General features: G+C 74.7%; 10 protein-coding genes. All 10 read left to right on the top strand.

Features of this window, described 5'->3' with window-relative positions:
• Window positions 1-412 precede the first annotated feature (412 nt).
• Window positions 413-1,858 carry a hypothetical protein gene (locus CNX65_RS35770; RefSeq protein ID WP_157767871.1) on the top strand — a complete coding sequence of 482 codons (1,446 nt, stop codon included), beginning with the start codon at window positions 413-415 and terminating at the stop codon, window positions 1,856-1,858.
• Between the two features lie 88 nt (window positions 1,859-1,946).
• Window positions 1,947-2,378, top strand: coding sequence for a phage tail protein (locus CNX65_RS26820; RefSeq protein WP_096496237.1), 432 nt, complete (start codon window positions 1,947-1,949; stop codon window positions 2,376-2,378).
• A 4-nt stretch (window positions 2,379-2,382) separates the two neighbouring features.
• Window positions 2,383-3,138 carry a CIS tube protein gene (locus tag CNX65_RS26815; protein WP_096496236.1) on the top strand — a complete coding sequence of 252 codons (756 nt, stop codon included), beginning with the start codon at window positions 2,383-2,385 and terminating at the stop codon, window positions 3,136-3,138.
• Window positions 3,131-4,939, top strand: coding sequence for a VgrG-related protein (locus tag CNX65_RS26810; protein WP_096496235.1), 1,809 nt, complete (start codon window positions 3,131-3,133; stop codon window positions 4,937-4,939). The genes CNX65_RS26815 and CNX65_RS26810 overlap by 8 nt, the downstream gene beginning before the upstream one ends.
• 47 nt (window positions 4,940-4,986) lie before the next feature.
• On the top strand, window positions 4,987-5,268 hold the full coding sequence (locus tag CNX65_RS26805; protein WP_096496234.1) for a PAAR domain-containing protein: 282 nt from the start codon (window positions 4,987-4,989) through the stop codon (window positions 5,266-5,268).
• 2 nt (window positions 5,269-5,270) lie between these two features.
• On the top strand, window positions 5,271-5,678 hold the full coding sequence (locus CNX65_RS26800) for a GPW/gp25 family protein (protein ID WP_198320560.1): 408 nt from the start codon (window positions 5,271-5,273) through the stop codon (window positions 5,676-5,678).
• Window positions 5,678-7,612 carry a putative baseplate assembly protein gene (locus CNX65_RS26795; RefSeq protein WP_096496233.1) on the top strand — a complete coding sequence of 645 codons (1,935 nt, stop codon included), beginning with the start codon at window positions 5,678-5,680 and terminating at the stop codon, window positions 7,610-7,612. Before CNX65_RS26800 ends, CNX65_RS26795 begins: the two co-directional genes overlap by 1 nt.
• Window positions 7,609-8,148 (top strand): phage tail protein, encoded by a 540-nt coding sequence (locus tag CNX65_RS26790; RefSeq protein ID WP_096496232.1) that lies wholly within the window; start codon window positions 7,609-7,611, stop codon window positions 8,146-8,148. Before CNX65_RS26795 ends, CNX65_RS26790 begins: the two co-directional genes overlap by 4 nt.
• Window positions 8,145-9,368 carry a zinc ribbon domain-containing protein gene (locus tag CNX65_RS26785; RefSeq protein ID WP_096496231.1) on the top strand — a complete coding sequence of 408 codons (1,224 nt, stop codon included), beginning with the start codon at window positions 8,145-8,147 and terminating at the stop codon, window positions 9,366-9,368. Before CNX65_RS26790 ends, CNX65_RS26785 begins: the two co-directional genes overlap by 4 nt.
• A gap of 45 nt (window positions 9,369-9,413) precedes the next feature.
• A complete protein-coding gene (locus CNX65_RS26780; protein WP_177154691.1) occupies window positions 9,414-12,581 on the top strand; it encodes a DUF11 domain-containing protein in 3,168 nt (1,055 codons plus the stop codon).
• Window positions 12,582-12,687 lie beyond the last annotated feature (106 nt).

The following is a 12,687-nucleotide window of genomic DNA, read 5'->3' as shown; positions in this document are numbered from 1 at the left end:
GAACGCGACTCCGGAACCTGCCGTCCAACGGGTCGCCGAAGCACCCCCGGCCCCGGTGAGCAGGCAGTTCACCGCACCCCCGCGCGCGGTCCGGTCGGGCTTGGGGGAACCGCTGGCGCAGCGACCGGCCGAAACGCCGGTGATGCCGGGTTTTCCCGAGGCTGGCAGCGCACCTTCCGAGGAGTCGGTGAGCGGCCAGCCGTCGAACGGCCTTCCGGTGGGTGACAGCCCGATCAGCGACGGGCCGACCAGCGGTGGGATCACCAGCGTCGAGCCGACCAGCGGTGGGACGACCGGCGACGGGCCGATCAGCGCCGGCCTCGTCGGGGACGAACCGCTGACCGGCGATGTCGTGCGGCGAGCAGTCGCCCCCGATGCTGTTTCCCGAGTTCCCGCAACGGTTTCCAGGTCGGTGGAACTCCCGGTCGTCCCTGCCCCCGCTGCCCCGACCACCACCGTGGGCAAGAGCACGGCGCGGGCGCTGGGGCTCGGCCGGCCCAGGACGATCCAGACCTCCACCACCCCTGCCCGTCCCAGCGCCCCCACCGCTCCCGGTGCTCCCAGCACGTCGAGCGCGCCGACCACGCCGCAGCAGGTCGTCCAGCCCGCTGTGCAGCGGTTGGCCGGTGGTGAGCGGCCGGTGTCGTTGACCGAGATCGTGCAGCGCTCGCTGGCCGCCGACCAGCCTGCTGCCCGTGCCGTCGAACTTCCTGCCGGACTTCCCGCTGAGCTCCCGGTGGCGCCGAGCACGCCGAGCGTTCCGAGCGGGACGTCCGCGCCGGTCCAGCGGTTCGAGCAGGCTCCGGTGCTGTCGCTCGCGCCCGGACTGCCGCAGCGGTTCGTCCAGCGCCAGGCCGAGAGCACCGTGTCCGGACCTCAGCCGACCTGGTCGGTGCAGGGGGACCTGGCCGCCCCGAGCGCTCCCGCGCCCGGCCCGCGCATCCCGACTGGCATCGCCGGGCTCACCTCGATGAGCGCCATCGGCTCCACCTCGGCGCCTGCCGCCGGACTCACCTCGGCGGCTGGCGCCGGAGGCACCTCGGCTGCTGGCGCCGGTCACATGGCGGCGTTGGGCGGCGGGATCGGGTCGGTGGGGCCGTCCGGGTGGAGCCTCGACCCGCAGATCGCGCAGAGCCTCGGCGTCTCCCTCGGCGAGGACCAGCACCAGCCCGGCCTCGCGGTGCAGGGCTACACCGCGCCGCAGCAGGGTTCCCCCGCACAGCAAGCTCTCTCCGCCCAGGAGGCTTTCCCGGTCCAGCAGGGTTTTGCCGCGCGACCGGGAATCGGTGCGCCGCAAAGACTCCCGGTGCAGACCGGCCTCCCGGTGCAATCCGGCCCGGCGGTCCAGCTCAGCCCGGCAGCGCAGTCGGCTTCCCCCTCGCAACCGGCTTTCTCCGCGCAACCGGGGTTCCCCGCGCAACCGGAGTTCCCGCCCCCACCGGGTCCCGTCGCGCAGTCCGTCCTCCCCGCGCCACCGAACGCCCCGGCGCCACAACCACTCCCGCTCGCCCCGGCCTTCCCCGCGCCCCCACCGGGTTCCGCCGCCCACCCCCACTTCGCCGTGCAGCGGGAGCTCTACGACCCGCCGCCCGGTGAACCGCCCGTTCCACCGCAGGCCGCACCACCTCCCACCCCGAACGCCCCGCCGCCCGGTCACCCGGAAGCGCCCACCGACCCCTCCGCCGCCAGCGCTCCGATGACGGCCAGCGCCTCCACCACCTCGGCCCCGCCCGCCACACCGACCCCCGAGCCGGAAGAGCTGCTCAAGAAGCTCTACGACCCCCTCCTGCGCCGCCTGAAGGCCGAGCTGTGGCTCGACCGCGAGCGCCGCGGCTCGCTCACCGACCGCCCGCGCTGACCGCCCGCGCTGACCGCGCAACCCGACCCACCCGAACCGTGAACCACCAGCGTGAACCGCGCGAGAGCGCCCGACCGAGGGAGTGGCTGTGGCCGAACTGGATGAGGCGGTGGCGGTCTGCTTCGTCGTGCGCATCGACGACGAGAGCCTCGGATCGTTCACCAGCTGCGACGGCCTGAGCGTCGAGTTCTCGATGGAGCAGCACGAGGAGGGCGGCAACAACGGGATGGTGTGGCAGCTGCCCACCCGCGTCAAGTACTCCAACGTCAAGCTCTCCCGCCCGGTCACCAAGGACAGCGCCAAGATCCTCAAGTGGATCTCCGGCATGGCGGGCGGGATCAAGCGCAAGACCGCCGTCATCGAGGCCCGCACCCTTGAGGGCTCCGTCATCACCAGCTGGTCCCTCACCGGCGTCGTCCCGGTGCGCTGGAGCGGCCCGCAGCTCTCGCTCGACTCGCCCAAGGTCGCGGTCGAGACGCTGGAGCTGGCCCACCACGGCTTCCTCAGCTCGGTGCGGTGACCCGGTGGCCTCCCCGATCACCTTCACCTCCGCCGGGACCGGCGCGGCCAGCGGCTACGGCGCCCCCGGCAACCTGCAGAAGGCCGTGCTGAGCGTGCACAAGCCGCCGAAGGCCGGTGGCGCCGCCAAGCCCGGCGAGCTGATGCACGACATCACCTTCCAGTTCAACCCGCGCGAGCTGTCGCTGACCAAGTCGACCAAGTGGGAGCGCGACCTCCAGCCCAACCACAAGAAGTCCGGCACCCCCGAGTACAAGGGCGCCGAGCCGGTGAAGCTGTCCCTGGAGGTGTTCCTGGACTCCACCGAGCACATGGACGACGGCGTGGTGCGCAAGGTGGAGCAGCTGTTCGCCTGCTGCGTGCCGACCGAGGACAGCCGCCAGCAGGGCAAGGGCTCCCCGCCGTGGGTGGTGTTCAAGTGGGGCGGCATGACCGGGTTCCCGGCGTTCGTCGCGAGCGTCGCCGCCAAGTACACCCTGTTCACCCCGGCGGGCGTGCCGGTGCGCGCGGTGTGCACGGTCTCCCTCGAGGAGATCTCCGGCGAGCTGGGCGGGCAGAACCCCACCTCCGGAGCGCTCGCCGCCCGCGACTCGCACGTGCTCGTCGCGGGCGACACCCTCCAGTCGCTGGCGTACCGGGCCTACGGCGACCCCAACCTGTGGCGCGAGATCGCCGAGGCCAACGGCATCGACGACCCGATGCGGCTGCGCCCCGGCTCCCGGCTGCTGCTGCCCGCCCTCGAGGAGGTCCGCGGTGGCTGAGAGCTTCGCGAACTCGCTGGTGGTCGAGGTCGAGGGCGCCCCGCTGCCCGCCGACGTCAAGTCCTGGCTCACCACCGCCTACGTCGACACCAGCCGCAACCTGCCCGACGTGTTCGTGCTGCGCTTCCGCGACCCCGGTCACGTGGTGCTGGGCAAGGGGAAGCTCACCGTCGGCGCCAAGGTCGTGCTGAAGGTCCAGACCAGCGAGCCGGGCGCGCCCGAGCAGCTGATGGCGGGCGAGGTGACCGCGCTCGGCGTCGAGCTGGACGCGGGCGGCACGTTCACCGAGGTGCGCGGCTACGCCGTCACGCACCGGCTGTTCCGGGGCCGCAGGGTCGCCGCCTACCCCGGCATGACCGTGGGCGACGTGGTGCGCAAGGTGGTGCGGCGCGCGAGCCTCGCGCCCGGCCGGATCGACTCCGTTCCAGGGTTCGGCGGCAGGGCCGAGACGCAGATCAGCCAGGAGGGCGTCAGCGACTGGGAGTTCCTCTCCCGCCTGGCCGCCGACGTCGGCGCGCAGATCGGCGTCACCGACGGCGAGGTCGACTTCCGGCTGCCCGAGAAGCCCAGCTCCGCGCCGGGCAGCGGCGCGAAGTCGACCACGAACCCGTTCGCGCTGGAGATGCACCGCTCGCTGCTGTCGCTGCGCGCGTCCGTCACCTCGGCCGAGCAGGTGCCGGAGGTCGTGGTGGGCGGCTGGAACCCGGAGGCCAAGGAGGAGGTCACCGCGACCGCCACGCCCACCACGCCGGGCACCCAGGCCGACCAGGCCGACCCGGCGAAGCTGGCCGGGAGGTTCGGCGCGGCCCCGTTCCTGGCGTCGGTGGCCAACCGCACCCAGCCCGAGGTGAAGGCCGTCGCCGAGGCGCTGGCCGCCCAGCTCGGCGGCGCGTGCGTGGAGCTGAGCGGCGTGGCGCGGGGCAATCCCAAGCTGCGCGCGGGTTCCGCCGTCGCGCTGGTCAACGTCGGCGAGCAGTTCGCGGGCAAGTACACGCTCACCAGCGCCCGGCACCTGTTCTCCGGCAACGGCTACACCACCGAGTTCACCGTCTCCGGCCGCCAGGAGCGCTCGCTGTACGGGCTGGCCAGCGGTCCCGCCACGGCCGCGCGCGGCGACCTGGTGCCCGGTGTCGTCAGCGACGTCAAGGACCCGGCGGAGCTCGGCCGGGTCAAGCTGACCTTCCCGTGGCTGGCGCCCGACTTCACCTCCGGCTGGGCGCGCGTGCTCCAGCAGGGCGCTGGCAAGGGCCGGGGCTCGCTGGTGGTGCCCGAGGTCGGCGACGAGGTCCTGGTGGGCTTCGAGCACGGCTCGTTCGACTCGCCGTACGTGCTCGGCGGCCTGCACAACCCCAAGGACGTGCCGCCGAAGCTGAGCGTGGACCCGGTGGACGGCGGGTCCGGCGCGATCGCCGCGCGCGGCTTCGTCTCCCGCGAGGGCCACAAGGTCGAGTTCGTCGAGACCGACGGGATCCTGATCTCCAGCGGTGACGGGAAGTTCTCCGTCCGCATTGACCAGAAGAAGCAGACGGTCGAGATCACCAGCGACAAGACCGTGGTGGTGAAGGCGGCCAACGGCGTCAGCATCGACGCGGGCGAGGGGCCGCTGGAGCTCAAGGGCCAGAAGATCACCGCCACCTCCGCCACCGACGTCGCCGTCGAGGCCAAGGCGTCCGTGAAGCTCGCGGGCGCCTCCGGCGTGAAGGTCGAGGGCGCTTCCGTGTCCGTCGCCGCGCAGGGCCAGGCCGAGCTGACCGCCAGCGGCGTGGTCACCGTGCGCGGCGGCCTCGTCAAGATCAACTAGTCGGGCCCGGCCAACCGGGACCGGCGCCGCAGATTCGGGAGAGGGTCATGCCACCAGCGGCCAGGGTCGGGGACCCGACCGGCCACCCCGGCACCGTCGCGCCGCCCGGCGTGCCCGCGGTGCTGATCGGCGGGGCGCCCGCCGCCACCGTCGGCGGGCTGCACACCTGCGCGTTCCCCGGCGTGCCACCGCACCCGCCCACGCCCATCCTGCCGCCCGGCTGCCCCACCGTGCTCGTGGGCGGCAAGCCCGCCGCCCGGCTCGGCGACCTGGCCTCGTGCGGCGCGCCCATCGTCATGGGCTGCCCGACCGTCGTGATCGGAGGCTGACCGTGGACTTCACCGGCAGGGGACTGGCGTTCCCCGTGCACACCGACGCCACCGGCTCCGTCGCGCTGGTCAGCGGCTCCCGTGAGATCGTCGAGAGCATCCGCCTCATCCTGGCCACCGCCCCCGGCGAGCGCCCCATGCGCCCCGAGTTCGGCTGCGCCATCCACGACCTGGTGTTCGCCCCCGCCGACTCCGCCACCGCCGGGCGCATCGCCTACGAGGTCCGCACCGCCCTGGAGCGCTGGGAACCCCGCATCACCCTGGAGGACGTCTCGGTGAGCTTCGACGAGGTGGGCAGCGGAACCCTGCTCATCGACATCCGCTACACCACGCGCGGCACGAACGACCCGCGCAACCTGGTCTTCCCGTTCTACGTCATCCCGCCCCACGACGCCGAGGACGGTGCCTGATGCCGCTGCCCAGCCCCAACCTGGACGACCGCCGCTTCCAGGACCTGGTCGACGAGGCCAAGCGCCGCGTCCAGCAGCACTGTCCGGAGTGGACGGACCACAACGTGTCCGACCCCGGCGTGACGCTGATCGAGGCGTTCGCGCACATGACCGACGAGCTGCTCTACCGGCTCAACCGCGTCCCCGACCTGCACTACCTGCGGTTCCTGGACCTCATCGGCGTCACCCTGTTCCCGCCCACCGCCGCCCGCGCCGACGTCACGTTCTGGCTGTCCGCGCCGCGCGAGACCCCCGTGGTGGTCCCGGCCGGCGCGCAGGTCGCCACCGAGCGCACCGAGATCGAGGAACCGGTGGTGTTCACCGTCGACCGCGACCTCGTCGTCGTGCCCGCCACCCTCGCCGCGCTGGCCACCTCGGCGGCCGGCGCGCCCCCGACCGACCGCACCGACGACCTGCGCGACGGCAAGGACCCCGAGGTGTTCGCCACCGAGCCCGCCGAGGGCGACGCGGTGCTGTTCGGCCTCACCGACGCCGTCCCCGGCTGCGCGGTGCTGCTGCGCCTGGAGTGCCGCGCCGAGGGCCGCGGCGTCGACCCGCGCTTCCCGCCGTGGGCGTGGGAGGCCTGGGACGGCGAGAACTGGGCCCCGGCCGAGGTCGAGCGGGACAGCACCGGCGGCTTCAACCAACCCGGCGACGTCGTCCTGCACGTCCCGGCGGGCCACACCGCCTCCGTGATCGCCCGCCGGCGCGCCGGGTGGCTGCGCTGCCGGGCCGTGCGCCCGGAGCCGGACCTGCCCTTCTACCACCGGTCCCCGAGGCTGCTGTCCGCCACCGCCGCCACCGTCGGCGGCACCACCTCCGCAACCCACGCCGACGTGGTCACCGGCGAGGTCGTCGGCGTCTCCGAGGGCGTGCCCGGCCAGCGGTTCCAGCTCGCCCGCACCCCCGTCGTCGTCGGCGACGGGGACCTGCGCGTGCAGGTCGCCACCGCCGACGGCTGGCAGGACTGGCACGAGGTGCGCTCGTTCGCCGAGTCCGGCCCCGCCGACCGGCACGTCGTGCTGGACCGCGTCGGCGGCGAGCTGATCTTCGGACCGGCGGTGCGGCAGCCGGACGGCTCGGTGCGCAACTACGGCGCGGTGCCGGTCAAGTCCGCCGCGATCCGCGTCCCCGAGTACCGCACCGGCGGCGGCCTGCGCGGCAACGTCGCGCGCGGGATGCTGCGCGTGCAGCGCGACCCGGTGCCGTTCGTCAGCTCCGCCACCAACCGCAGGCCCGCCGCGGGCGGCGTGGCGGGGGAGAGCGTCACCGACGCCGCCCAGCGCGGCCCGCTGCTGCTGCGCACCCGCGACCGGGCCGTCACCGCCGAGGACTACGAGCTGCTCACCCGCGAGGCCGCGCCCGAGATCGCCCGCGTGCGCTGCGTCCCGGCGGGCGCCGGGTCGGACGCGGTGCGGGTGCTGGTGGTGCCCGCCGTGCCCGCCGACGAGGGCGCGGACTTCGCCGCCCTGCAACCCGACGCCGAGGTGCGGGGCCGCATCGAGCGCTTTTTGGACGAGCGGCGCTGCGTCGGCGCGCACGTCTCCGTCGAACCGCCCTTCTACCAGGGGGTCACGGTCGTCGCGCAGCTGCGCGCCCGCGCCGGCACCCCCGAGGACGTGCTGCGCTCGCGCGCCGTGCGGGGCCTCTACGACTACTTCAACCCGATCAGCGGCGGACCCGACGGCGGAGGCTGGCCGTTCGGCAGGCCCGTGCAGTCCGGCGAGGTCTTCGCGGTGCTGCAACGACTTCCCGGCGTGGAGCTGGTGGAGGACATCCGGCTGTTCGGCGCGAACCCGGTCACCGGCGAGCGCGGCACCGCCGTCCCGCGCCTGGACCTGCCGCCCAACGGCCTCGCGTTCTCCTACGGCCACCAGGTGCGGGTGACCCGATGAGGCTCGGCGCGCTCACCCTGCCCAGCCCGCACCCGCTGGGCGAGCGGCTCCCCGCCGTCTACACCGAGGACGGCTTCACCCAGCGGTTCACCGAGGCGCTCGACGAGGTGCTCGCCCCGGTGTTCACCGCGCTGGACGGCTTCGCCGCCCACCTGGACCCGCGCACCGCGCCCGAGGACTTCCTGGAGCTGCTGGCGCACTGGGTCGCGCTGGACGTCGGCGAGGGGTGGACGCCCGCGCAGCGCCGGGACCTGGTCGCGTCGGCGGTGCGGCTGCACCGCTGGCGCGGCACCCGGCGCGGCCTGGTGGAGCACGTCCGGCTGCTCTCCGGCGGTGAGGTGGAGGTCGTCGACAGCGGCGCCTGCACCTCCACCGACCAACCCGGCCAACCCCTGCCCGAGACCGGACCGCCGTCGGTCCGCGTGGTGGTGCGGGTGGCCGATCCCGAATCCGTTGACCGGACCCGGCTGGCCTCGGCCGTCGCGGGGGCGGTTCCCGCGCACGTCGCGGTCGAGGTGGAAGTGGTGGGGCAGTGATCGTCTGCGCGCAGTGCGGGGAGCACAACGCCGGTGGGGCCGAGTTCTGCGGCGCCTGCGGGACTTTCCTGGAGTGGGAGAAGGAACCGGTCGGGGCGGCGCAGGGGTCTGCGGGCGCGGCTCAGCAGGCGACGGCGGGGCAGTCGTCGGTGACGCAGGCAGTGGGGACGCAGGCAGTGGGGGCACAGGCAGCGGGGGCGCAGGCAGCGGGGACGCAGTCGCCGGGAGCGCAGGCGGTTGCGGCGCACCAGGTCCCGGCGCAGGAGGGCAGGCCGACCCCGGTCGCCGACGACCCCGCGCCCGCCGCGACGCCCGCTCAGCCCGCGCCGTCCCACCCCGCCTCCCGCCCCGCCGCGGTCCACCCCGCCGCCCACCCCGCGCCCGTTCAGCCCACCGCCGTCCAGCCCGGCGCGCAGCAGCCCGCGCCCGCCCGGCCGCAGCCCAAGCTCACCGAGCGCCGCCAGGCCCAGCCCGGCGACCTGATCTGCGGCCGGTGCGGCGACAGCAACCCGCCCACCCGCAACTTCTGCTCCACCTGCGGCGACTCGCTGGCCGCCGCGACCGTCACCCCGACGACCTGGTGGCGCAAGCTGTTCCCCCGCAAGGACAAGACCGTCGCGGCGGGCACCCGCAACCGGGCCCGGCGCAGCGGCGCCGTCCGCAAGGGCCTCGGCCGGGCCGTGCAGCTGGTGCTGCTGGTCGCCGTGCTGCTGTTCGGCGCCCTGTACTGGCTGGTCGACCCGTTCCGCTCCACCGTGAACGGCGCCGTCACCGGCGCCGTCGAGGACGTGCGCGGCGTGTTCGACGCGAAGCTCGAACCGGTGCGCCCCACCGCCGTCAGCGCCACCGCCGAGCTGCCCGACCACCCGGCCGCGCTGGTCGCGGACAACGCCTCCAACACGCACTGGGCCGCCCCCGCCGACCCGCGGCCCGCGCTGGTCCTGGACTTCGGCAAGCAGGTCGACCTCGCCAAGGCCATCGTGCGGTCGGGCGTCGGCGCCGACTTCCAGTCCGCGCACCGCCCGCAGCGCCTGCACCTCGTCTACTCCACCGGCAGGACGCACGACGTGGACCTCGCCGACACCCCCGACCCGCAGGAGGTCGCGCTCGCGAACAGCGAGGGCGCCGAACGCGTCGAGGTGCACGTGACCGGCCTGCACCGCTCGCTGTCGGGCAACGACGTCGCGATCTCCGAGATCGAGTTCTTCGCCCAGGGGTGAGCCCCGGAACCACGACCTGAGGAGCGCACCCCGGTGGACAGACCGGTGATCGGACGAGTGAGCAGACCCGCCGCCTTCCTGGCGCTGGCGGTGCTGCTGGGCGGCTTCCTGCTCGCCGACCGGGCGCCGCAGGCCACCGCGCAGGACGAACCCCTCTCCCCCTACCTGGTGGGGTACGAGGGCGGGGGCGACGTGCACAGCGCCAACGCGCGGGGCGCGGACCAGCGCGCCCTCAGCGGCCGGGAGCGCGAGGAGGCGCACCCCGCGTACTCCCCGGACGGCACGAAGATCGCCTACGCCCAGTGGGACGTCGAGACCCCCCCGAGCTCGGCGCCCCCGGCTCCAGGTCCTCCGGTCACCGGCTTCGCCAGCCTGGTCGTGGCCAACGCGGACGGCACCTCACCCCGCGTGCTCACGCCCAGGATCGGCGAGGCCGAACCCACCTGGTCCCCGGACGGCACGAAGCTGGCCGTCACCACCGAGGCGGGCATCCGCGTCCTGCGCGTCTCGGACGGGACGGTCCTGGCGGACATCCCGGAGCCCCCGACCCTGTCCGCCCGCGACAGCGAACCAGCCTGGTCCCCGGACGGCACGACCATCGCGTTCACCAGGCGGATCGACGGCCAGGAGACGCCGAACACCGGGCCATACCAGGTGGTGGGCGGCACGAGCCCCGGCGGCGACTACCGGACCGGGGTGAGCCTGACGACCGACGAGGTCCCGAACAACCCGGACATCGTGTTCCTGCTGGACAACACCGGCTCGATGGGCGGCCACATCCAGGACGCCAAGGCCAAGCTGACCGGCGTCCTCGCGCGCGTCTCCGAGCTCCAGCCCACCGCCAGGTACGGCCTTGCCACCTACCGCGACATCGGCGAGGCCGAGCACTACGTGCTGCGGCAGCGCCCCACCGACGACCTCGTGGCCCTCCAGGCCCAGCTGAACGCGGTCTCCGCGAGCGGCGGCGGTGACGGCCCGGAGGACTGGTTCAACGGCCTGCGCCAGCTGGCCGTCGACAGCAGCGTCTTCACCCGTGACGGGAGCCGCGTCGTGGTGCTCCTGGGCGACGCGCCCCCGCACTTCAACTGCGACGACCCGACCGCGACCCACTGCGACGAGTACCCCACTCGCGAGCAGGTCGTGTCCGCCCTCACCGGCGCGGGCGTCCAGGTCCTCGCGATCCCGCTGGGCACCCCCTCGTCGTTGGACCAGGGCGGCCACGCCACCGACATCGCCACCGCCACCGGCGGCGCCGTGATCGCAGGCGACATCCCGCCCGACGAGACCGCCGACGCGATCGCCGCGGGCATCCGCGCCCTCCCGGTCACCGTCACCCCGCAGGCTTCCTGCGACTCCGGCGCCACCGTCGAGTTCTCCCCGCAGTCGATCACCGAGCGGGGCAGGGCCGACCTCACCTTCGCCGAGACCGTGACGCTGCCCGCCGACCTCCGCCCCGGAACCACCGCCACCTGCCAGGTCGACTTCCTGTTCAACGGCCAGCTCCCCGAACCCCGCCGCACCCAGCACCTCACCGCCACCGCCCAGACCCCCGGCGCCCCCACCGTCGTCGTCACCGGCGCGGTCGTCACCAGCCCCGACGGCCAGCCCGCACCCGCGACCTTCACCGCCACCGCCACCGACGCGACCGGCGCCCCGCTCACCCCCGGCTGCGACCAGACCCCCGGCGCCCGCTACCCGGTCGGCTTCACCACCGTCACCTGCACCGCCACCGACGCCTCGGGCCGCACCGGCTCCGCCACCGCCCCGCTCGTCGTCCAAGGCCCCGGCACCGGCCGGGGAACCGGCATCTGGTTCAGCGCCGTCGACCAGGACACGCTCCGCTCCACCCGCCAGATCCCCTTCACCGCCAAGGTGAACGAGCCCTGCGCGAACGACGGCGCCGCCCCCGCCTGGTCCCCGGACGGCCAGCGCCTCGCCTACGCCCACCGCGCCGAGCACCTGTGCACCGCCGACGCCGACGGTGCCTCCGCCACCAGGATCGTCAGCGGCACCGGCCCGGACCACCCCGAGTGGACCCCCGACTCGGCCGCGATCCTGTTCGACGTCGACGACGACGGCCGCCGCGCGATCTGGTCCGTCCCCCCGAACGGCGGCGACCCGGTCAAGCTGGTCAGCCGCGCCGACGGCGCCGCCCACCCCACCACCCGCCGACTGCCCGACCTGGCCGTCACCGCGAGCGCGTCCCCGCCGGACGTCGTGTTCGGCGGCAGCGCCGAGTACCTGTTCACGATCACCAGCACCGGCCTCGTCACCGCCCCCGGCGCCCCGATCACCCTGGACCTCCCGCCCGGCGTCAAGGTCGACGAGATCCTCACCAGCAGCGGCAGCTGCCGGCCCGACGCCACCCGCTGCACCCTCGGCGGGCTCGCCAGGGGCCAGCGGGCCGAGATCCGCGTCCGGGCCACCGCCACCAGCGCGGGTGGGCAGATCGCCACCGCCACCGCCCCGGCCGACATCAACCCCGGCGACAACACCGCCCGCGCGCAGGTCACCGTCGCCGAGGAGGTCGTCCCGCCGCCCAACCCCGGCTCCCTGTCGCTGGCCGTCGCCGCCGTCCCCCCGGACAGCTACGTCGGCGGCCAGGACATCGTGCTGTCCTACCGGATGCGCAACGGCTCCCCGGAGCCGATGACCGACGTCCGCCTGGTCACCGCCCTGCCGCCCGAGCTCGGCGCCCCCACCTCCGCCAGCCCCGGCTGCGCGCCGGACGGCGGGGAGTGCGCCCTCGGCGCCCTGCAACCCGGCCAGGTGGCCGAGGTCCGGCTCACCCTGCCCGCCAAGGCCGCCACCAGGGGGCCCGCGGGCGGCTCGGTGTTCACCACCGGCCCGGACTCCGACGTCGTCGACAACACCGCCGCCGTCGAGGTGTCCGTGCGCCTGCCGAGGCTCACCACCGACCCGCCGATCGGCCCGCCCGGCTTCGTCACCCGCGTCGTCGGCGTCGACTTCCCGCCGGGCGCCGAGGTCCGGCTCGCCTGGAGCGCGGGCATCACCCAGGAACCGGCCACCGCCCGCGTGAGCGGCGACGGCCGCCTCGACACCCAGCTCCTGGTGTTCCCGCGCGACCGCCTCGGCCCCAGGGACGTGCTCGCCGCCCCGCTGACCGGACCCCGGTTCGGCCAGGTCGCCTCGAACCCGTTCCTGGTGGTGCCCAGGACCGTGCAGCCACCGGACTTCGTGTTCCGGGGCTGACCAGCAGGGGGACGCCCGCCGGACCGCCCGCACGGGCAGCCCGGCCCGCACCGCCCCCCGCCCGAAGACCCCTGCCCCCACCCGCCCAGTCCACGGAGGATCTCCC

This window comes from Actinosynnema pretiosum (genome assembly GCF_002354875.1).
Lineage (GTDB): Bacteria > Actinomycetota > Actinomycetes > Mycobacteriales > Pseudonocardiaceae > Actinosynnema > Actinosynnema auranticum.
The sequence above is the reverse complement of the archived record's forward strand: the minus strand, read 5'-3'. Positions and strand labels throughout refer to the sequence as shown.